Raw genomic sequence first — 21,634 nt, forward strand, 5'->3', positions numbered from 1 at the left:
GATCCCAGCCCGTGACCGTAACCCTGGCCGGGTTGCTCGCGAGCACGGAGCACGAGGCGGTGACGATCACATCAGTGTCCGGAAAGGCTCCGCTCCCCTGGTCTGTGGCCTTGCCCTGGTTCGACTTTGCGGCAGTCGGCCGGGAGCGCTTGCCGCCGGAAGCCTCGGAGTTGCTCCGGCCACCGCCGCACCCCGCAACGAGCGGCAGCACAGCCGTACACCCACCCAGCCGGTGACCCCTGAGGTTGTTCCCCGCACGCCCCTGTCCCCCGCATTCTCCCGCCCGACAGCGTCCGCGTGATCGTACTGGGATGCGGCGCTCTCCATGCGGCAGCGGAGTCGGGCGGCCTCAGCACCCCTGGGACACCACATAAGGTTAGGCTAACCTAAGTCGCGATCAGCCAGTTGCCCCGACCGCACGAAAGCAGACCACGCCATGCCCCATGCCCGCCTCACCAGCCCCACCCGTCGCGGCCTCCTCGCCGCCGGCGGCGCCCTCGGTCTCGGCGCCGTGCTCGCGGCCTGCGGGGGCGGCGAGACGAAAAGCGGCGGCTCGGGAAGCGGGGGGACGGCAGCCGCCACGTCCGGCCCCTGGTCCTTCAAGGACGACCGCGGGCAGACCGCCAAGGCCGACAAGGTGCCGTCGAACATCGTCGCGTTCGCCGGTGTCGCCGCCGCGCTGCACGACTACGGCGTCGAGGTGAAGGGCGTCTTCGGGCCGACGAGGACCAAGGACGGCAGGGCCGACGTCCAGGCCGGCGACCTCGACGTCAACAAGGTCACCGTCCTCGGCAACCAGTGGGGCCAGTTCAACGTGGAGAAGTACGCGGCCCTCGCCCCCGATCTCCTCGTCACCACCTTGTTCGACGGCGCCGGGACGCTCTGGTACGTGCCCGAGGAGTCCAAGAAGAAGATCCTCGCCGTGGGCGCCCCGAGCGTCGGGATCTCCGTCTACGACCGCCAGCTGCCCGAGCCCCTCCAGCGGATGCTGGACCTGGCCAGGTCGCTCGGCGCGGACACCTCCTCCGCGAAGACCACGCAGGCGAGGAAGCGGTTCGAGGACGCCGCCGCCCGGCTGCGCGCGGCCTCCAAGGCCAAGCCCGACATCAGGGTGCTGGCAGGTTCCGCGAGCCAGGACGTCTTCTACGTCTCCGGAACCAACCTCTCGATCGACCTGGAGTACTTCAAGGCCCTCGGTGTGAACCTCGTCGAGCCGCCCGCCTCCGCGCTGAAGGCGAGCGGGGGCTGGTTCGAGAACCTCAGCTGGGAGAACGTCGACAAGTACAAGGCCGACGTCATCATGATGGACAACCGCTCCTCGGCCATCCAGCCCGCCGACATCACCGAGGCGACCTGGAAGAAACTCCCCGCGGTCAAGGCGGGCCAGGTCATCGCCCGCAATCCCGAACCCATCCTGTCGTACGGCAAGTGCGCCCCGCTGCTCGAGGACCTCGCCAAGGCGATCGAGGCCGCCAAGAAGGTCAGCTGAGGAGTCACCGTGACGACTGCCGTGGCCGCCCCGTTCCGCTTCTTCTCCCTCCAGGTCGTACGGACGAGGCGGCTCGGGCCGTCACTCGTCCGCGTCACCTTCGCCGGGGACGACCTGTACGTCTTCCGCTCCGACGGACGCGATCAGAGTCTGTCCCTGTTCCTGCCGCACCCCGGACAGCCGGAACCAGTGGTGCCGCTGGAGCTGGACGACGGCTGGTGGGGGGCCTGGCGTGAACTCCCGGACGACGTCAGGGCGGTGATGCGCTCGTACACCCTCCGGGCACTGCGCCGGGACCCCGACGAGATCGACATCGACTTCGTGCTGCACACCCCGGCCGGACCCGCCTCCCGCTGGGCGTCGAGGGCCACGCCCGGCGACCGCGTACTCGTGCTCGGCCCGGTGATCGAGGACAACCGCGCCATTCGCTTCCGTCCGCCCGAGGACACCGACCTGGTCGTGGTGTGGGGCGACGAGACCGCCGTACCCGCCGCCGCCGCGATCCTCGAGTCGCTGCCCGCGGGCATGCGCGCCCGGGTCTGGCTGGAGGTCGGGCACGCCGATGACATCCAGGACCTGGTGACCGAGGCCGACGCCGAGATCACCTGGCTGGTACGGAACCAGAACAGCGCCGAGGGGTCCCCCATGGCCCTCGGCGCCCTGCGCGACACCCAACTGCCGTCCGCCGCCCGCCCGTACGTCTGGCTGGCGGGCGAATCCGGTTGCGTCAAGGCGCTGCGCCGGCACTTCGTGGCCGAGCGCGGTGTCGACCGGCGGTGTGTCACCTTCGTCGGCTACTGGCGGCAGGGGCTGAGCGAGGAGCAGGTGCGCGAACAGCGGTGACGGCGGTCACGAAGGGGCGAAGTTTCCCTAGATCGAACTTAGGTTAGGCTAACCTAAGTTACGACAGAGGCGACTTCGCCCCTCTGCTGTCCCGCACGGACTCCCCCACCGGAGGACCCCCACATGCGCTCGCACCTGCTCAATGACCTCACCGCGGAGCACTACCGCCGCTCCGTGACCGAAGGAGTAGAGCGGGTGGCCGACCGACTCGCCACCACCGACCGCCCGTTCACCGGCGTCACGGTCGACGCCCTCGCCCCCCTCATCGACGGGATCGACCTGGACCGTCCGCTGCACGACACCACGGCAGCCCTGGACGAGTTGGAGGAGCTCTACCTCCGCGACGCGGTCTACTTCCACCACCCCCGCTACCTCGCCCACCTCAACTGCCCGGTCGTCATCCCGGCCGTCCTCGGCGAGACCGTCCTGTCCGCCGTCAACTCCTCCCTCGACACCTGGGACCAGTCGGCGGGCGGCACCCTGATCGAGCGCAGGCTCATCGACTGGACCGCCGAGCGGATCGGCCTCGGCCCGGCCGCCGACGGCGTGTTCACCTCCGGCGGCACCCAGTCCAACCTCCAGGCACTGCTGCTGGCCCGGGAGGAGGCCGAGCCGGGGCGGGCAGGGTGGGAAGCACCGGACACGCTGGCCAGGCTGCGCGTCCTCACCTCCGAGGTCAGCCACTTCAGCGTCAGGAAGTCCGCCCAGCTCCTCGGCCTCGGACCCGAGTCCGTCGTCGCCGTCCCCGTCGGCCGCGACAAGCGCATGCAGACCGTCGCCCTCGCCCACGAGCTGGAACGCTGCACCCGGGACGGCCTGATCCCGATGGCGGTCGTCGCCACCGCCGGCACCACCGACTTCGGCTCCATCGACCCGCTGCCCGAGATCGCCGAACTGTGCGCCCAGTACGGCACCTGGATGCACGTGGACGCGGCCTACGGCTGCGGGCTGCTGGTCTCGCCCCGCCGCCGCGGCCTCCTCGACGGCATCGAGCGCGCCGACTCGGTCACCGTCGACTACCACAAGTCCTTCTTCCAGCCGGTGAGTTCCTCGGCCGTCCTGGTCCGCGACGCCTCCACCCTGCGGCACGCCACCTACCACGCCGACTACCTCAACCCGCGCCGCGCGGTGCGGGAGCGCATCCCCAACCAGGTCGACAAGTCCCTGCAGACCACCCGCCGCTTCGACGCCCTCAAGCTGTGGATGACACTACGCGTGATGGGCGCCGACGGCATCGGACAGCTCTTCGACGAGGTCTGCGACCTGGCGGCCGAGGGCTGGAAGGTGCTCGCCGCCGATCCGCGCTTCGACGTCGTCGTCGAGCCGCAGCTGTCCACCCTCGTCTTCCGCCACATCCCCTCCGCCGTCACCGACCCGGCCGACATCGACCGCGCCAACCTGCACGCCCGCAAGGCCCTGTTCGCCTCCGGTGACGCGGTCGTCGCGGGCACCAAGGTGGCGGGCCGCCACTACCTGAAGTTCACCCTGCTCAACCCCGAGACCACGGTGGACGACATCACAGCCGTCCTCGATCTGATCGCCGGCCACGCCGAGCAGTACCTGGGAGAGTCCCTTGACCGCGCGTCCTGAAGCCACCGGCAAGACCTACGACTTCGTCGGGATCGGGCTCGGGCCCTTCAACCTCGGCCTCTCCTGCCTCACCGAGCCGATCGACGGCCTCGACGGCGTCTTCCTGGAGTCGAAGCCCACCTTCGAGTGGCACTCGGGGATGTTCCTGGAGGGCGCCCACCTCCAGACGCCGTTCCTGTCGGACCTGGTCACCCTGGCCGACCCCACGTCCCCGTACTCCTTCCTCAACTACCTCAAGGAGCAGGGCAGGCTGTACTCGTTCTACATCCGCGAGAACTTCTACCCACTGCGGGTGGAGTACGACGACTACTGCCGCTGGGCCGCCTCGAAGCTCTCCGGCGTCCGCTTCGGCACGACGGTCACCGAGGTGACGTACGCGGACGACGACGAGGTCTATGTCGTACGGACGCAGCGCGGGGACACCTACCGCGCCCGTCGTCTGGTCCTCGGCACCGGCACCCCTCCCCACATCCCCGAGCCCTGCCGCGACCTCGACGGTGACGTCATCCACAACTCCCGCTACCTGGACCACAAGCACCGGCTCCAGGCCAAGGAGTCGATCACCCTGGTCGGCAGCGGCCAGTCCGCCGCCGAGATCTACCGCGACCTGCTCGGCGAGATCGACACCCACGGCTACCGGCTGAACTGGGTGACCCGCTCCCCGCGGTTCTTCCCCCTCGAGTACACCAAGCTCACACTGGAGATGACCTCCCCGGAGTACATCGACTACTTCCACGCGCTGCCCGAGCGGACCCGCTACCGCCTCACCGAGCAGCAGAAGGGCCTGTTCAAGGGAATCGACAGCGATCTGATCAACGAGATCTTCGACCTGCTGTACCAGAAGAACCTCGACGGCCCGGTCCCGACCCGACTGCTCACCAACTCCGCGCTGACGAGGGCCACGTACCAGGACGGCACGTACACCCTCACGTTCCGCCAGGAGGAGCAGGGGAAGGACTACGCGCTGCGCTCCCAGGCCCTGATCCTCGCCACCGGATACAAGTACGTCGAACCGGAGTTCCTCAGGCCCGTCCGCCACCGCCTGCGCTACGACGGGCACGGCAACTTCGACGTGGCCCGCAACTACGCGATCGACGTCACCGGCCGGGGCGTCTTCCTGCAGAACGCCGGCGTCCACACGCACTCGATCACGTCACCCGACCTGGGCATGGGCGCCTACCGGAACGCGTACATCATCCGGGAGCTGCTCGGCACCGAGTACTACCCCGTCGAGAAGACGATCGCCTTCCAGGAGTTCGCCGTATGAGGACCGTCGACATCGGCACCTTCGCCTTCCGCCCCCTCGACCCCGGCGGCGACGCCGAACTGCTGCACACCTGGGTCACGCACCCCAAGGCGGTCTTCTGGATGATGCAGGACGCCACGGTCGCGGACGTCGAGCGCGCCTACGCGGAGATCGAAGCCGACGAGCACCACCACGCGCTCCTCGGGCTGCACGACGGCGAGCCCGCCTTCCTGATGGAGAAGTACGACCCGGCGCACCGGGAGCTGGTCGGCCTGTACGAGCCGGAGCCGGGCGACGTCGGCATGCACTTCCTGGTGGCACCGGCCGGCACGCCCGTACACGGGTTCACCCGGGCCGTCATCACCGCCGTGATACGACACCTGTTCGAGGACCCGGCCACGCGCAGGGTCGTCGTCGAGCCCGATGTGCGCAACACGGCCGTGCACGCACTGAACGCGGCGGTCGGGTTCGTACCCGAACGTGAGATCGAGAAGCCGGAGAAGAAGGCCCTGTTGAGTTTCTGCACCCGTGAGCGGTTCGAGAAGGCGGTGACGGCATGACCCTCGCCGACGCCGTGGCCCATCTGACCCCCGAGCGCTGGGAGAAGGCCACCCGCCTGCTGATCCGCAAGGCCCTCGCCGAGTTCGCCCACGAGCGGCTGATCAGCCCCGAGCGGGAGGGGGACGGCCGGTTCCTCGTCCGCAGCGACGACGGGCTCACCCGCTACCGCTTCACGGCCACCCTGCGCGCCCTCGACCACTGGCAGGTCGACGCGGACTCGATCACCCGTCACCGGGACGGCACCGAGCTGCCGCTCGCCGCGCTGGACTTCTTCATCGAGCTGAGGCAGTCGCTGGGCCTGAGCGACGACATCCTGCCCGTCTACCTGGAGGAGATCTCCTCCACCCTCGCCGGCATCTGCTACAAGCTCACCAAGCCGCACGTCACGTCCCGGGAGCTGGCCCGCTCCGGCTTCCAGGCGATCGAGACCGGGATGACCGAGGGCCACCCCTGCTTCGTCGCCAACAACGGGCGGCTCGGCTTCGGCATCCACGAGTACCTGTCGTACGCGCCCGAGACCGCGAGCCCGGTCCGACTGGTGTGGCTGGCGGCGCACCGCTCACGGGCGGCGTTCACGGCGGGGACCGGCATCGAGTACGAGTCGTTCGTCCGGGAGGAGCTCGGCGCGCAGACCGTCGAGCGGTTCCACGGCATCCTGCGCGACCAGGGGCTGGACCCGGCCGACTACCTCCTCGTCCCCGTCCACCCCTGGCAGTGGTGGAACAAGCTCACCGTCACCTTCGCCGCCGAGGTGGCCCGCCGGAACCTGGTCTGTCTCGGCGAGGGCGACGACGAGTACCTGGCACAGCAGTCCATCCGGACCTTCTTCAACACGTCCCACCCGGAGAAGCACTACGTCAAGACGGCCCTGTCCGTACTCAACATGGGTTTCATGCGCGGCCTGTCGGCTGCCTATATGGAGGCCACTCCGGCGATCAACGACTGGCTGGCCCGGCTGCTCGAGAGCGACCCGGTGCTGAAGTCGACGGACCTGACGATCATCCGGGAGCGCGCGGCCGTCGGCTACCGCCACCTGGAGTACGAGAGGGCCACCGACCGCTACTCCCCGTACCGGAAGATGCTCGCCGCCCTGTGGCGGGAGAGCCCGGTTCCCTCGCTCCAGGACGGCGAGACCCTGGCGACGATGGCGTCCCTCGCCCATGTCGACCACGAGGGCGTGTCCTTCGCGGGCGCGCTGATCGAGCGCTCGGGGCTCACACCGAGGCAGTGGCTGCGACACTATCTGGGCGCCTACCTCACCCCGCTGCTGCACGGTTTCTACGCCTACGACCTGGTGTTCATGCCGCACGGCGAGAACGTCATCCTCGTCCTGAAGGACGGTGTCGTACAGCGCGCGATCTTCAAGGACATAGCGGAGGAGATCGCGGTCATGGATCCGGAGGCGGTGCTGCCGCCGGAGGTCGCGCGGATCCGGGTGGAGGTCCCGGAGGACAAGAAGCTGCTGTCGGTCTTCACGGACGTCTTCGACTGCTTCTTCCGCTTCGTCGCGGCTCAGCTCGCCACCGAGGGGATCCTCGAGGAGGAGGACTTCTGGCGGACGGTCGCGGAGGTCGTCCACGAGTACCAGGACGCGAACCCGCAGCTCGCCGACAGGTTCCGCCAGTACGACCTGTTCGTCCCGGAGTTCTCCCTTTCCTGCCTCAACCGGCTCCAGCTGCGCGACAACCGGCAGATGGTGGACCTGGCGGACCCGTCGGGCGCGTTGCAGCTGGCCGGGACCCTGAAGAACCCGATCGCGGGCCTGTAGGCCCTGCGCGGACGGGCGGGCACCCCGGTGTACGGTCCTCCGGGGTGCCCGTCGCGTTCCGGCTACCGCGCGGGCCAGGGGACCTGCGGCGAGCGGTAGTAGGCGATACCGAGAGCGTCCCAGCGCGGCGCCTGGGCCGCGAGCCGCACCCGGTAGGTGTCCCAGTCGTGCGCGGCGGCCGGTGACCAGCCCAGTTCGGCGGCGCCCGGCAGCCGTGGGAAGGTCATGCAGTCGATGTCGTGGTCCGTGACGATCGTCTCGGACCACAGCGGTGCCTCCACCCCTGCGATCGCGGAGGCGGGTGCGCCAAGGAGGTAGGCGCCCGGGTCCCAGTCGTAGGAGCGGCGCACCTCGACCAGCCCCGCCCAGTCCTGCCCGAGCGGTGTGTCCGCGGTGTACTTCATGTCCAGGTAGATCCGGTCGGCAGGGGACAGGATCAGCCGGGTGCCGTTGCGCGCGGCCTCGGCGACCTGGGCCTTCTCGGCGGCGCCGGTGCTGTCGAGCCCCCAGTACTGTGCGAGCGCTCCCTTGACCGGATGGGCGCCGGTCAGCTGGTGCCAGCCGATCACCGTCTTGCCGTACCGCTCGACGATCGGCTGCACACGGTCCATGAACTTCACGTAGTCGTCGTGACGGGTGGAGTGCGCCTCGTCGCCGCCGATGTGGAGGTAGCGGCCCGGGGTGAGCGCGGCGAGTTCGCGGATGACGTCGTCCACGAAGTCGTACGTCACCTGCTTCGGCACGCACAGCGAGCTGAAGCCGACGTCGGTGCCGGTGTACAACGGGGGCGCCGTGCCGTTGCAGTTCAGGTCGGCGTACGAGGCGAGGGCGGCGTTGGTGTGGCCGGGCATGTCGATCTCGGGGACGACCTCGACGTAGCGCGACGCTGCGTAGCGGACGATCTCCCGGTAGTCGGCCTTGGTGTAGGAGCCGCCCTTGCCGCCGCCGACCTCGGTCGAGCCGCCGTAAGCCGCCAGGCGGGGCCAGGAGTCGACGGCGATGCGCCAGCCCTGGTCGTCGCTCAGGTGCAGATGCAGTTCGTCGATCTTGTAGAGGGCGAGGGCGTCGACGAAGCGCTTGACCTGGGCGACGGTGAAGAAGTGCCGGGCCACGTCGAGCATCGCGCCGCGGTAGGCGTAGCGCGGCGAGTCCGTGAGGGTGCCGCCCGCGACCGGCCAGGGGCCGTGCTGCACGGTCTTCCGCTCCACGGCCGGGGGCAGCAGCTGACGCAGCGTCTGCACGCCGTGGAAGAGGCCGGCGGGCTCGCGGGCGGTGAGGGTGACGCCCTGGGGGCCGCTGTCGAGGCGGTAGCCCTCGGCGCCGTACGGGCCATCCTCCAGGCGGAGCCGGACACCGCCGGTGCCGTGCGTGATGACCGGCAGCGGGTAACCGGTCGAGGGCCGCAGGACGTCGGCGAGGTAGCCGCCGATGCGGCGGACCGCGCCGGAGTCGTCCACCCGGATGCGGGTCGCGGGGGTGATCTCGTACGGGGGCCCGCCCGGGCGGACCGAGGCGGGTGCCGGGACCACCCGGTCGAGAGGGGTGGCGGTGCGGGCGGCCGCGGCGGGTGCCGCGGCGGGTGCCGCGGCGGTGGCGGACAGGCCCGCCACCGCGACGAGCAGCAGCGTGCCGAGCAGACGGGGCGTTCTGTGGTGCTGTCTCACATGCGCTCCCTTCCACGAGGTGCCACGGGCCCGGTCCACTCCGGGCCCGATGGGTATAGACCACTCTCTCGCGAACGGGACGGAACAACCCCCGGCGCGGCGGAAATCATCCGGAAGGACGGCACGTGGAGTTTCGACGCTGACGCCTCGACGAGGAGTTCCGAAGGCCCAACAGGCGGTCCTCATGGGGATGTGAGGACCGCCTGCCGTGGGGTTTCGCTACTTGGCGCGGCGCGCCACCGTGAAGTGGTCGATGCGGTCACCGGTCTCGGCGATGCCCGAGACCTTCAGCTTGGCGTAGTGGCCCTTCGCCGCCGGTTCGACGTCCACGCGCAGGAACGAGTAGTTGAGGTAGCGCACCCGGGACCAGGCGACGGTCTCGTTGACCTTGCCGTCCTTGGTGTTGATGAAGGAGGCGACGGAGTCGACCTCGTTCAGGTGCCCCTCGTAGGAGTCCGGCGCGGTGAACGCGTACAGGCTGCGGCCGGCCGCGCCCGCCGTCACGTAGACGACGCCCTCGGTCTCGGGGTAGGCGGTCTCGCCGATCGGCAGCTTCTTGGCGACCTTGTCGCCCTTGATGACGTCGGTGCGCTCGTACTGGTGGTTGTGGCCGTTGATGACCAGGTCCACCTGGTACTTCTCGAACAGCGGCACCCACTCCTGGCGCACGCCCCCCTCCGAGGCGTGCGCCGTGGACGTGCAGTACGCGCAGTGGTGGAAGAAGACGATGACGAAGTCGACGTCCTTGGAGGCCCGGTACTTCTTCAGCTGCGCCTCGAACCAGGTGGTCTGGGTGCCGCCGGAGATGCCGAGGTTGGCCGGGATCTCGTAGGAGACGTCGTTGGGGTCGAGCGAGATGACCGCCGTGTTGCCGTAGACGAAGGAGTAGACGCCCGGCAGGTTCTTCTTGTCCGGGCCGTTGTCGGGAAGCGTGAAGCGGGCCTCCTCGCCGCCGTAGCCGTTGGGCGAGTACCAGGCCTCCATGTCGTGGTTGCCGTACGACACCATCCACGGGATCTGCTTGGCGACCGACTCCGTCTGGTACAGGAACTGGTCCCACACGCGCGAGTCGAACCCGGTGTCGGCGGTCTTGCCCGCGCCGGACGGGTCGGCGTAGGCGATGTCGCCGGCGTGCAGGTGGAAGGCGGGGTCCTGGCCGAGGATCAGGCTGTCGTTGGCCAGACCGTGGTAGCTGACGCCCTGGTCGCCGAAGGCCGTGAACGTGAACGGCTCCTTGTGCGCGGGCGCGGTGGTGAAGGTGCCGAGGGTGCCCAGCAGGTGGCGCTCGGCCGGGTCGAAGCCGTGGTGGCCGACGCCGTAGTAGTAGGTCCTGCCGGGGCGCAGGTGGGTGAGCTTGGCGTGCAGGTAGTACTGCGTGTGGTCGCCGCTCGCGCCGACGCCCGCCGGGGTGTGGAGGGTGCGGACCTCGGCGGGGATCCTCCGGGACAGGTCCCAGGGGTGGGCGCCGATCCGGATGAACGGGTTCTTCACGGCGACCGGGACCTGCCAGGAGACGGTGATCTCGGTGCGCGGGTCGTTGCCGAAGGCGAGGTGGCGGCCGAAGGGGGCGACGAGGGCGCCGTCGACGCTCTCGACGGCGGGGGCGGTGCTCTGGGTCGGGACGGCGGCCTGGGCGCTGGCACCCGGTACGAATGCGCCACCCGCGACGGCGCCCAGGGTGACGGCACCGCCTCTGATCATCGTGCGCCGGGAGAATCTCGCGCGCAGGTACTCGTGCTGCTCCGCCATGCTCATGCGGGCCGCGAGCTTCTCCGGAACTCCCATACGAGGTATGTCCATGTGGCCAGAAGTTCCTCCACATAATCAACGTGGCGCAGGACACAGGATGGACAGGCGTCGAACGGGACCCTATAAGAACTTCAACAGGCATCTGCCCGAAATCGGGCACGATTCTTGCGATTCCGGCGCTCTTACCTCAGGATCTACCGGGTGCACGACGAACTTGTCGATCATCTGACGCGGACCACACCTCTCAACCGGGGCGAGGCGCTGCGCGTGGTCCAGGACGTGCTCGCCTACTTCGACGAGACGACCGAGGAGTTCGTCCGCCGTCGCCACCGCGAACTGCAGGCCCAGGGACTGGTGAACGCGTCGATCTTCGAACGGATCGAGGCGGACCTGAAGTACCGCACGGTGGCACCGCCCGAGCTCACGCTCCGGCAGCTGCGGCGCATCGTCTACGGCTGAGTCCACGACTGAGCCACCGGGCGACTGCTCCATCCATACGGGGTCAAAAGGGATTTAAGGAAACATATGTGCGGAATCGTCGGATACATCGGTAAGCGCGATGTGGCCCCGCTCCTGCTGGAGGGTCTGCAGCGGCTGGAGTACCGCGGCTACGACTCGGCGGGCATCGTCATCACCTCGCCGAAGTCGGCGGGCCTGAGGATGGTCAAGGCCAAGGGCCGGGTCCGTGACCTGGAGGCCAAGGTCCCCGCGCGCTTCAAGGGCACCACCGGCATCGCCCACACCCGCTGGGCCACCCACGGCGCCCCCTCCGACGTCAACGCACACCCGCACCTGTCGGCCGACAACAAGGTCGCCGTCGTCCACAACGGCATCATCGACAACGCCGCTGAGCTGAGGAAGAAGCTGGAGGCGGACGGCGTCGAGTTCCTCTCCGAGACCGACACCGAGGTCCTCACCCACCTCATCGCCCGCTCCCAGGCCGAGAAGCTGGAGGAGAAGGTCCGCCAGGCGCTGCGGCTGGTGGAGGGCACCTACGGCATCGCCGTGATGCACGCCGACTTCCCGGACCGCATCGTGGTGGCCCGCAACGGCTCCCCGGTCGTCCTCGGCATCGGCGAGAAGGAGATGTTCGTCGCCTCCGACGTCGCCGCCCTCGTCGCCCACACCCGCCAGATAGTGACGCTGGACGACGGTGAGATGGCGACACTGAAGGCCGACGACTTCCGCACCTACACCACCGAGGGCACCCGTACGACGGCCGAGCCGACCACCGTGGAGTGGGAGGCCGAGTCGTACGACATGGGCGGCCACGACACCTACATGCACAAGGAGATCCACGAGCAGGCCGACGCCGTGGACCGGGTGCTGCGGGGCCGCATCGACGACCGGTTCTCCACCGTGCACCTGGGCGGCCTGAACCTGGGCGCCCGCGAGGCGCGGCAGATCCGCCGGGTGAAGATCCTCGGCTGCGGCACCTCCTACCACGCGGGCATGATCGGCGCCCAGATGATCGAGGAGCTGGCCCGTATCCCGGCGGACGCGGAGCCGGCGTCGGAGTTCCGCTACCGCAACGCCGTCGTGGACCCCGACACGCTGTACGTGGCGGTGTCGCAGTCCGGTGAGACCTACGACGTGCTGGCGGCCGTGCAGGAGCTGAAGCGCAAGGGCGCGCGGGTGCTGGGCATCGTCAACGTGGTCGGCTCGGCGATCGCGCGCGAGGCGGACGGCGGTATGTACGTCCACGCGGGGCCCGAGGTGTGCGTGGTGTCCACCAAGTGCTTCACCAACACGACGGTGGCCTTCGCGCTGCTCGCCCTGCACCTGGGGCGCACCCGCGACCTGTCCGTCCGTGACGGCAAGCGGATCATCGAGGGCCTGCGGAAGCTGCCGGAGCAGATCTCCGAGATCCTGAAGCAGGAGGAGGAGATCAAGAAGCTGGCGGAGCAGTTCGCGGACGCCCGTTCGATGCTGTTCATCGGGCGGGTGCGCGGCTACCCGGTGGCCCGTGAGGCCTCGCTGAAGCTGAAGGAGGTCTCCTACATCCACGCCGAGGCCTACCCGGCGTCCGAGCTGAAGCACGGCCCGCTGGCCCTGATCGAGCCCGCGCTCCCGACGGTCGCGATCGTGCCGGACGACGACCTGCTGGAGAAGAACCGCGCGGCCATGGAGGAGATCAAGGCCCGCAGCGGCAAGATCCTCGCGGTGGCGCACCAGGAGCAGGAGAAGGCCGACCACACGATCGTGGTGCCGAAGAACGAGGACGAGCTGGACCCGATCCTGATGGGCATTCCACTGCAACTGCTCGCCTATCACACGGCGTTGGCGCTCGGCCGGGACATCGACAAGCCGCGTAACCTGGCGAAGTCCGTGACGGTGGAGTAGTCCGCGCCGGCCGGCTGCGCCGCGATCTCGCGGGTTCGAACGTCAGCAACCCCCTGTGTGCCACCACCACAGGGGGTTGCTCTTTCGGAGGGGCCGGAGCCGCCCACACTCCGGCCCGGTCGCTGCCTCAGCCGGCGGCCGTCACCCCCCGGCCGGCAGCGCGTCGCGGAAGGGTGGTGGGCCAGTGGGCGAGGGCCGCGGTCGCCGCGTACCAGGCCACCGCTCCCGCCGCCACGGCGAACCAGCCGCCGGTCTTGCCGAGCACGTCGTTGCCGGCGAGGCGGCCGATGGCGAGCAGCAGCAGGGACACGAAGAACAGCCCGTAGGTGCCCTGGTCGAGCAGGCCGCCGGACGCGCCGAGCGTCAGGCTCAGGGTGACCAGGGCGAACAGCAGGAGGAAGAGTCCGGCGGCGTGGTCGGACATCTGGTTGCCGGCCGTGACGGCCCAGGTGAACCACAGGGCGCCGAGCGCGGAGAAGGCGGTGCCCGTGGCGGTGTCACGGGCACCGAGGGCGAGGAGGCCGGTGAGGAACAGGGCCACGCCGCCGACGTAGTGGGCCAGTGACACGGCGTCGGCCGTCGTCACGCCGTCGATGACCTTGGTGGATCCGAGCCCGAAGGCCAGCAGCGTGACGCCGAGCGCCAGTCGGCCGACGGTGGTGGTGGTGCCTCCCGCAGAGACGTCGTTGTCCACGGCGGGCTCCCTTCTTGTCCTGCGTGTACGGTGCGCGGTGACCGATATATGCCCTTCACAAGGGCACAAACACCTCTATGGGCCAAGAAATCGAAGGGACTTGGGAAGCGGGTCGGCGCTACCCGCGGCGCATCTCACCTGGGCCAACGGCGAGTTGCGGAATCACAACGGTGGGGGTGCGAGCCGGGGGCGCGTGCCGGGGCGCGCGGTGGCTGTAAATCGCGCCCGTAAGGGGGCGCGTGGAACGGCGCGAATGACCACGCACACCCCGCAGGCGGCGTACGACCCACCGGCGCCCCGACAGCCGAACCGGTGGGCACACGTGGAGCGACAGCTCAGGGGATGACGATCACCGGGCGCCGGGCGCGCTTGGCGAGGCGGCCGGCGACCGAGCCGAAGATGCGGCCGACGATGCCGTGCGTGGAGCCGACGACGATCGCGTCCGCCTCGTACTCCCGGCCCACCTCTTCGAGTTCGTGGCAGATGTCACCGCCGCGCTCCACCAGGATCCAGGGCACGTCGGCGAGATGATCCGCGCAGGCCAGCTCCAGACCCAGGACCTCCGTGCGGTGGTCCGGCACGTCCACGAAGACCGGCGGCTCGCAGCCCGCCCACACCGTGGTGGGCAGCCGGTTGGCGACATGGACGAGGATCAGGCCCGACCCGGAGCGGTACGCCATGCCGATCGCGTACGCGAGGGCGCGCTCGCTGGAGGTGGACCCGTCGAAGCCGACGACGACGCCGTGCTTGAACGCGGGATCACACGACGGGCGTGGCTCTTCGGCCGCCAGGGGATCGGTCGCCGTCGGGTCGGCGACCGGCCGCTTGCGGTCCGCGGGTTCGAAGAATTCGTGACCGGCCATGGCTGTCTCGGCGATGTGATCCTTTGTCGGGGACGACGGTGTGCGGCGGAGCTGCGTCCGGGAATCGTCTTCCCGTCCCCATACCCCCAAGGGTACGGCGGCACGCCTCCTTAGCCCAGATCCCGCGCAGGCCGCACGGGGTTCCAGGGAGCATGCACGAGGGAACGCCCGTAACGCAATGGTTGCTGCCCCGTACAGGCGGTTTGCCGGGCGTTTGCCCCCGGGCCACACCCGCGCACGCGGCCGCGGCCGCCCCGGATGCGGCAGTGACCGACGGGGCGGAGCCGCGTTGAACCGTGCGAACCCCCGCCCCACGGAGCGCACCGTGCCCGCACCCCCTACCGCCCCCCGGAACCGCCCCGCGCCGGACACCGCGAGCGACGTGATCCGCTGGGCCGCCTTCTGCTGCGTCCTCGTCCCCACCGTCCTCGTCTGCTACGGCGTCTCCCTCGCCGCCGCGATCAGCACAGCCCTCGGCCTCGCCGCCGTCACCACCGCCTGCCGCGCCCTGCTCCGCCAGTCCGAGCGGGGCGCCGCGCGCCTGCGGGCCGAGGAGATCGCACCGCACCGCGGACGCCACAGCAGGACCGGAACCGGGGCGCACAGGGGCGGGCGCCACAGCGGTGGAAGCACTCCGGTCGACTGACCGGTTTCCGCGCACGCTCCCGCATCTTTTCAGCCAACTTCTCAATCTCGTGCATCACGCCGCCGGACGGCCCCCCACCCCCCTTTCGACCTGCGCCGAAAGGCCCCCGGGCGACGCGCGCACCCTACGGGGATTGGCCACCGGGACGAGGCGCACTTCCCTGCACGCTCCACGAGTGCAACCCTTCGTGATCGAATGCTTCACGCCAAGTTGCCATGTCGACAATGTGCCGGATGGTGAACTGGTCACGTCGGCATCGCGCGACACAGTAGATTCGATCATGACTGTCTACGGCGGGGGACTCGTGCAGGACCGAGGGGAAACGTGCAGGAGCGACACAACCGAGGAGCCGCGACCACCGAGGGGGGCTTAGCAGGATGAGCCACGACTCAACTGCCGCGCCGGACGCCGCGGCCCGGAAGCTCTCCGGGCGACGCCGCAAGGAGATCGTCGCGGTGCTGCTGTTCAGCGGCGGCCCCATCTTCGAGAGTTCCATTCCACTTTCGGTGTTCGGGATTGACCGCCAGGACGCCGGAGTGCCGCGCTACCGCCTGCTGGTGGCGGCCGGCGAGGAAGGCCCGCTGCGGACCACAGGGGGCCTGGAACTCACCGCGCCGTACGGGCTGGAGGCGATCTCACGGGCGGGCACCGTCGTGGTGCCGGCCTGGAGATCGATCACCTCTCCACCGCCGGAGGAGGCGCTCGACGCGCTGCGCCGGGCGCACGAGGAGGGCGCCCGCATCGTGGGGCTGTGCACCGGCGCCTTCGTGCTGGCCGCCGCCGGGCTGCTGGACGGACGGCCGGCCACCACGCACTGGATGTACGCGCCGACGCTGGCCAAGCGCTATCCGTCGGTGCACGTCGATCCACGTGAGCTGTTCGTGGACGACGGGGACGTGCTGACGTCGGCCGGTACGGCGGCCGGCATCGACCTGTGCCTCCACATCGTGCGCACGGACCACGGCAACGAGGCGGCCGGCGCGCTCGCCCGGCGCCTGGTGGTCCCGCCGCGCCGCAGCGGAGGCCAGGAGCGCTACCTCGACCGGTCTTTACCCGAGGAGATCGGCGCCGATCCGCTGGCCGAGGTCGTCGCCTGGGCGCTGGAGCACCTCCATGAACAGTTCGACGTGGAGACGCTGGCCGCCCGCGCGTACATGAGCAGGCGGACCTTCGACCGGCGCTTCCGCTCACTCACCGGCAGCGCGCCGCTGCAGTGGCTGATCACCCAGCGGGTGCTGCAGGCGCAGCGGCTGCTGGAGACCTCCGACTACTCGGTCGACGAGGTCGCCGGGCGCTGCGGCTTCCGCTCGCCGGTCGCGCTGCGCGGGCACTTCCGGCGCCAGCTCGGCTCGTCGCCCGCGGCCTACCGGGCCGCATACCGGGCGCGCCGCCCGCAGGGCGACCGGCAGGCGGACGCCGAGAGCTCCGGCGGCCCGTCCGTGCCGCCGGCCGCGCAGGAGTCCGCCCAGGTCCCGATGCAGACGCGCCGGACGGCGCCGCCGAACGGGCTCGGTCCCTCGGCGTCCCTGTCCACGGACCACGCGGGCAGATACGTGCCCGAGCTGTACGCGGCGGGCCGCCCGGGCGTGCCCGGGCAGCGCAGCGCGCCGTAGCGCCACCGCCGTACCGGCGCACCGGCGGGGACGGGCGGGGCCAGGGGGTCGCAGGACCCCGGGTCCCGCCCGTCGCCGTACCCGCCCGCGCACAGGTCACATGCACGGGCGGTCCGCACGCCACGCCCGGGCCATAAGGTGGGACACATGAACGATCGCATGGTGTGGATCGACTGCGAGATGACCGGCCTCTCGCTGTCGGACGACGCGCTCATCGAGGTGGCCGCGCTGGTCACCGACTCCGAGCTGAACGTACTCGGCGAGGGGGTGGACATCGTGATCCGGCCGCCGGACGCGGCACTGGAGACGATGCCGGAGGTGGTGCGTCAGATGCACACCGCCTCGGGACTGCTCGACGAGCTGGCGGCCGGCACGACGCTCGCCGACGCCGAGGAGCAGGTCCTGACCTACGTACGGGAGTGGGTCAAGGAACCGGGCAAGGCCCCCCTGTGCGGCAACTCCGTCGGCACGGACCGCGGCTTCCTGGCCCGCGACATGCCGACGCTGGAGGACTACCTGCACTACCGGATCGTCGACGTCAGCTCGATCAAGGAGCTCGCCCGGCGCTGGTACCCACGGGCGTACTTCAACAGTCCGGAGAAGAACGGCAACCACCGGGCGCTGGCCGACATCCGCGAGTCGATCGCCGAGCTGCGCTACTACCGGGAGGCGATCTTCGTACCGCAGCCGGGCCCGGACTCCGACACGGCACGCGCGATCGCGGCCAAGCACGTGCTGCCCGCGCGGTAGCGTCTCGACGGGGCCGACGGGGCGCCACGCCCGACGCCGGGGGAAACGCTGGCGCGAGCACCCCTTCGGACCCTGTACACTTTTTCTCGGCCGGTGGGGGAAACCACTGCGAAAACACCGGTCATGGTGGGTGTAGCTCAGCTGGTAGAGCACCTGGTTGTGGTCCAGGATGTCGCGGGTTCGAGTCCCGTCACTCACCCCATGCAACAGGCCCATTACCTGCGGAAACGTAGGTAATGGGCCTGTCTGCCGTTTGGCCACGGCCGAACCACGGCCCATCCGCCCGCGAGTCGAGTCGTCCGGGAAGGACCGACAGCCGTAAGTACGCATGGAACCGCACTCACAGCATGCGTCCGGTCGCACACTGTGCAGTTTTTTCGTGCACCGATCCGCCGCTGAGTGACGCGTCCTGATCAGAGCCATGGGCCGTCCACGTTTTCGAGGTCCAGCAGCCGAGCCACCTCGGCTGCGGCCGACATGGATGTCAGGCCTCCGCGCTGACCGAGGCGATTGGAACCCGTTGCGGCGTTGCTGGCCGTTAGCCTGTCGGTATGTCAGAGCGTGTCATGCCCGGTCGCACGGACGGCCTGATCACTCTGGATGCCGCGGACGCTCTCTGGGGCGATCTGACGGCCGGCAGCGCTGTGCCGACGGCTTCTGGCGCATTCACCCGCTCTCCTGCCCATGCCCGGGCGGGGTACGTCCTGCTCGGCAGCCATGTAGTGGCGACAGTCAGGGCGAGCGGCGGTCAGTGGAGTGTTCCGGAGCCTGAGGTGCGCCGGGCGGCTGCGGAACTGAACGCGGTGGGGATGGACCGGCAAGACCTGGTCCGCATCGGTCCGTTTCGTGGAGCGCCGAGGCAGAAGTGCGACGCGGAGACGCCGCTGCGTTGGCGCCGGCGCATCACGGGGGAACTGCAGGAGTCGGGCGGCCCCGAGCGGGCCGCACGACGTGACGTCGGCCGGCCGCACCATCTGGCGGGGATCGACTGGCGACAGATACTCGTGGAGCAGTCCCGCGACGGGACGCAGCGCACGTGGTGGCTGCCGCGCGCCGTGGTCAGGCTGCTCGACGCCGCCGAGCACGCCGAAACGCGGTGGCTGCAAGCCGCGCGGACCCGCCAGGCAAGCGCAGCCGCCACCGAGCCGCCCTCCCACCCCCGGCGGGGCCGGGACGCCGGCGGTCTGCAGACGAAGGGCCCCGAGGGCCCCACCGCCTCACTGCGCCCGTACGACAAAGAGCTGGAAGGCCAGCTGTACTCGGTACTCAGCAGGAAGCCCGGTACCTCCCGCAGGGTGGCCGGGTGGGCGTGCGCCGTCTGCCGCACCGCGCCCGCCACCGTGCTCGACCACTGCCACGAACACGGCTACGTCCGCGCCCCGGTCTGCCAGTCCTGCAACACACAGGAACGCCCCGACCACCTGTACAGCAACGACATCCGCGTGGCGAACCGCTACACACGCCTCTTCCACACCGACACCGACGACTGGCTCCGCCACTGGCACCGCTGCACCGGCTGCCGCGCACGCACCACCCTGCCCCTGCCGCACCTCGCCGCATGGACCGCCCACATAGCCTGCCGATCACTGCGCCCGACCCACCGCGCCCCCCGCGGGCGCACGCCCTGCGGTGCCCTACGCGTGTCCTGGACGGGCAGTCAGAACACGCCCCGTTCCTGCCTGCTCACTGTCACCGTCGACTTCTGCCCCTCCGGCGAGCACCGTGTCCTGGCACGAGTCCCCTACCGCGAAGCCGCCGAGCGATTTCGCGCCTGGTTGGCCGAGACTGCCCCCGCCGTGGCCGCCGCGGCCGGCCCTGACCGCCTGGACGGCCTCCCTGCCCAGTTCCGGCCAGTCATCGCGGACACCAGCGGCGAGGACCTGGAACTGTTCTGAGCGGGCACCGAAGCCGTCGAAGATCTACGGGTTGCTTCCGGTATTTCGACTCGTTGACGCGGTATGGGGCGTTTCGACGAGTTGATCGTTCCGTTGCAGGCGAAGCTGACCGCAGTGGCATCGCATCTGAACGGGCGTCAGCGTCGGCTGCCGTAACGGGACGGAGGCCCGGCAACTCTTTCATCCGTGACCGGCGTCCTCGTCGTCAATCAGCTCACCCTTGGCCCGGCTGGCGAGATGAGCCTGCCCCGCCCGGGCGTGTACGAGGGCTATGCGTGGTGGGCCGGACGCGAAGCGGCGTCCGCCTACTACGACGAGGTGCTGAGAAGCATCAACGACGACTGGTTCCCGGAGCGGATCGGGCACGCCTGGTCCCAGTGCCCCGCTGACGAACGTTACGTCCTTGATCTGGCCTTCGTCCGGGAGCCTGAACCGTACGACGAGGATGACGACTGACAGCCCGCGTTTGTCGTGCACCGGGACTCCACGCTACGAGGGGAACATCACCGTTCGGACGGCGACGGAAGCATGGAGGGCCGCCAGGGCAGGACGGCCCTATCCGGTGCACAGCGCATGAGGGTACGAACCCCGCGCCTTACGCGCACCCGCCGTCCTCCACAGGAGCGTTTGGCCATGGCCAAACCGGATGCCGCACAGCGTCATCCAACGTCATCACCCGTCACCCATACGCCCAGATTTGCCCACATGTACAGCAAAGCTGCAGGTCACGATGGTGATACGAAACAGGTTCGAGTCCCGTCACTCACCCTCGGTGATCAGCCGGTGGCCTGCGGGAGCAGGTCATCGGCTGAACTGTTTTCCGGGGCCCCACGGCGTGCCGACGGCCTCGGGCCGGCTGAGCAGGTCGGTGCTGTCCGCCCACTGGTCCACGCCTCCGACCAGGGGCAGTCCGCGCAGGTCCGGATCCGTGACCGTGCGGGCCAGTGCCTGCGCGAAGCGCTCCGCGCGCAGGACGAGGAACGGGCGCGCGTGGTAGCGGCGACGGCTCGGGTCCACCGGGGTCGTCAGTCCGGACGCGTTCTGCAGGGCGGCGACCGCTTCGTACGCGTCGCACAGATGCCGTTCCCGGGTCGGGTGGTCCCTCGCCGCCAGCGCGCCGCGCAGCGACGGGGCGAGCGACGCGGCCACCGGGAGCCGGCCGAACGCGCTGCCGAGCCATTTGCCGTAGGGGGCGTACCGGCGCTCCAGCAGCAGGCACAGTCGCATCAGGTCCCGTACGAGGCGGGCGGCCACGACGGCGGAGCCGAGGTCGTCTCCGACCTCCGCGCAGCGTCCCACGAACGCCTCCTCCTGCGCGATGCGCTGCCACTGGCACGCCAGCAGGTACCGCCACACCTGCTCCGGGTACCAGGCCAGCCGGCGCCGCACGGCGGTCAGGGTGCCGAGCCCGTCGTGGAACACCGCGCCGCCGGTGGTCTCGGCGAGCCGTTGCTGGGGCATCGCCAGCCATACGCGCACGCTCGGCTCCGGGTCGGCCGACCGCAGCCCGAGCCGCTCGGCCAGCCACCCTTCGACGTCGTGCACGTCGACACGGTGGTTGACCGGCCCGTCGGTCGGTCGCATGCGTCCGACGGGGTCCAGCGGATCGTCGCTCTCCTGGAAATGGGTGGGCCAGCCGCGCAGCTGCTTCGGCAGCCGTTCGGCCAGCAGACGGCGGATGTCGTCGCCGTACCGAGCGCGGTCCTCGGCCGAGAGGAAGAGCTCCAGCCGGGGACCCCACTCGTGGTCCGCCGAGCGGGGGGTGTCGAAGCCCAGCACCTCCGAACCGCTGCCGATCCGCGCCGCCGCGTGTCGCAGTCCCGGGAAGGCCTCGCTGAGGACCGGCCGTACCGCTTCCTCGTACAGGATCCCGGACAGCTTCAGGCCGGGTATGAACCGGGCCTCGGAAGTCGCCATGAC

General features: G+C 70.0%; 18 protein-coding genes and 1 tRNA gene. 14 read left to right on the forward strand and 5 right to left on the reverse strand.

Annotated features, from left to right (window positions below):
- The first annotated feature begins 436 nt into the window (after positions 1–436).
- From ACFYZJ_RS14795 to ACFYZJ_RS14820, 6 genes are all read left to right on the forward strand, one after another.
- Entirely contained in the window at positions 437–1,489 is a 1,053-nt protein-coding gene (locus ACFYZJ_RS14795) for an ABC transporter substrate-binding protein (protein WP_388567264.1), read from the forward strand.
- Between the two features lie 9 nt (positions 1,490–1,498).
- A complete protein-coding gene (locus ACFYZJ_RS14800) occupies positions 1,499–2,332 on the forward strand; it encodes a siderophore-interacting protein (protein ID WP_388567266.1) in 834 nt (277 codons plus the stop codon).
- Positions 2,333–2,455: 123 nt separating this feature from the next.
- On the forward strand, positions 2,456–3,922 hold the full coding sequence (gene desA / locus ACFYZJ_RS14805; protein ID WP_388567269.1) for a lysine decarboxylase DesA: 1,467 nt from the start codon (positions 2,456–2,458) through the stop codon (positions 3,920–3,922).
- Complete coding sequence (locus ACFYZJ_RS14810; RefSeq protein WP_388567272.1) at positions 3,906–5,189, forward strand: lysine N(6)-hydroxylase/L-ornithine N(5)-oxygenase family protein; 1,284 nt, start codon at positions 3,906–3,908, stop codon at positions 5,187–5,189. The genes desA and ACFYZJ_RS14810 overlap by 17 nt, the downstream gene beginning before the upstream one ends.
- A complete protein-coding gene (locus tag ACFYZJ_RS14815) occupies positions 5,186–5,728 on the forward strand; it encodes a GNAT family N-acetyltransferase (protein WP_388567274.1) in 543 nt (180 codons plus the stop codon). Before ACFYZJ_RS14810 ends, ACFYZJ_RS14815 begins: the two co-directional genes overlap by 4 nt.
- Positions 5,725–7,497 carry an IucA/IucC family protein gene (locus tag ACFYZJ_RS14820; protein ID WP_388567276.1) on the forward strand — a complete coding sequence of 591 codons (1,773 nt, stop codon included), beginning with the start codon at positions 5,725–5,727 and terminating at the stop codon, positions 7,495–7,497. Before ACFYZJ_RS14815 ends, ACFYZJ_RS14820 begins: the two co-directional genes overlap by 4 nt.
- A gap of 62 nt (positions 7,498–7,559) precedes the next feature.
- Here ACFYZJ_RS14820 and ACFYZJ_RS14825 read toward each other — a convergent pair whose 3' ends face one another.
- A complete protein-coding gene (locus ACFYZJ_RS14825; RefSeq protein WP_388567278.1) occupies positions 7,560–9,161 on the reverse strand; it encodes a beta-N-acetylhexosaminidase in 1,602 nt (533 codons plus the stop codon).
- A gap of 219 nt (positions 9,162–9,380) precedes the next feature.
- On the reverse strand, positions 9,381–10,946 hold the full coding sequence (locus ACFYZJ_RS14830; protein ID WP_388567639.1) for a fibronectin type III domain-containing protein: 1,566 nt from the start codon (positions 10,944–10,946) through the stop codon (positions 9,381–9,383).
- Positions 10,947–11,111: 165 nt separating this feature from the next.
- On the opposite strand from ACFYZJ_RS14830, the gene ACFYZJ_RS14835 reads away from it, so the two are divergent.
- On the forward strand, positions 11,112–11,369 hold the full coding sequence (locus ACFYZJ_RS14835; protein ID WP_388567282.1) for a hypothetical protein: 258 nt from the start codon (positions 11,112–11,114) through the stop codon (positions 11,367–11,369).
- 66 nt (positions 11,370–11,435) lie between these two features.
- Positions 11,436–13,253 carry a glutamine--fructose-6-phosphate transaminase (isomerizing) gene (gene glmS / locus ACFYZJ_RS14840; RefSeq protein WP_388567284.1) on the forward strand — a complete coding sequence of 606 codons (1,818 nt, stop codon included), beginning with the start codon at positions 11,436–11,438 and terminating at the stop codon, positions 13,251–13,253.
- 127 nt (positions 13,254–13,380) lie between these two features.
- On the opposite strand, the gene ACFYZJ_RS14845 is transcribed toward glmS, so the two are convergent.
- The gene (locus ACFYZJ_RS14845; RefSeq protein WP_388567286.1) at positions 13,381–13,947 is read right to left on the reverse strand and encodes a GPR1/FUN34/YaaH family transporter; all 567 of its coding nucleotides are present in this window, start codon (positions 13,945–13,947) and stop codon (positions 13,381–13,383) included.
- A gap of 335 nt (positions 13,948–14,282) precedes the next feature.
- The gene (locus ACFYZJ_RS14850) at positions 14,283–14,810 is read right to left on the reverse strand and encodes a universal stress protein (RefSeq protein ID WP_388567289.1); all 528 of its coding nucleotides are present in this window, start codon (positions 14,808–14,810) and stop codon (positions 14,283–14,285) included.
- Positions 14,811–15,135: 325 nt separating this feature from the next.
- On the opposite strand from ACFYZJ_RS14850, the gene ACFYZJ_RS14855 reads away from it, so the two are divergent.
- From ACFYZJ_RS14855 to ACFYZJ_RS14880, 6 genes are all read left to right on the forward strand, one after another.
- Positions 15,136–15,456: a hypothetical protein gene (locus ACFYZJ_RS14855; RefSeq protein WP_388567291.1), complete on the forward strand. Its 321-nt coding sequence runs from the start codon at positions 15,136–15,138 to the stop codon at positions 15,454–15,456.
- 377 nt (positions 15,457–15,833) lie between these two features.
- Positions 15,834–17,069 carry a helix-turn-helix domain-containing protein gene (locus ACFYZJ_RS14860; RefSeq protein ID WP_388567294.1) on the forward strand — a complete coding sequence of 412 codons (1,236 nt, stop codon included), beginning with the start codon at positions 15,834–15,836 and terminating at the stop codon, positions 17,067–17,069.
- A gap of 147 nt (positions 17,070–17,216) precedes the next feature.
- Positions 17,217–17,819 carry an oligoribonuclease gene (gene orn, locus ACFYZJ_RS14865; RefSeq protein WP_388567297.1) on the forward strand — a complete coding sequence of 201 codons (603 nt, stop codon included), beginning with the start codon at positions 17,217–17,219 and terminating at the stop codon, positions 17,817–17,819.
- A 126-nt stretch (positions 17,820–17,945) separates the two neighbouring features.
- Positions 17,946–18,021 (forward strand) — tRNA-His (locus tag ACFYZJ_RS14870).
- A gap of 349 nt (positions 18,022–18,370) precedes the next feature.
- A complete protein-coding gene (locus tag ACFYZJ_RS14875; protein WP_388567299.1) occupies positions 18,371–19,714 on the forward strand; it encodes an endonuclease domain-containing protein in 1,344 nt (447 codons plus the stop codon).
- A gap of 186 nt (positions 19,715–19,900) precedes the next feature.
- Positions 19,901–20,170, forward strand: a complete 270-nt coding sequence (locus ACFYZJ_RS14880; protein WP_388567302.1) for a hypothetical protein — start codon at positions 19,901–19,903, stop codon at positions 20,168–20,170.
- Between the two features lie 345 nt (positions 20,171–20,515).
- Here ACFYZJ_RS14880 and ACFYZJ_RS14885 read toward each other — a convergent pair whose 3' ends face one another.
- Positions 20,516–21,631, reverse strand: coding sequence for a DUF4037 domain-containing protein (locus ACFYZJ_RS14885; RefSeq protein ID WP_388567303.1), 1,116 nt, complete (start codon positions 21,629–21,631; stop codon positions 20,516–20,518).
- Positions 21,632–21,634 lie beyond the last annotated feature (3 nt).

It is taken from the genome of Streptomyces sp. NPDC001848, assembly GCF_042891915.1.
Classification (GTDB): domain Bacteria; phylum Actinomycetota; class Actinomycetes; order Streptomycetales; family Streptomycetaceae; genus Streptomyces.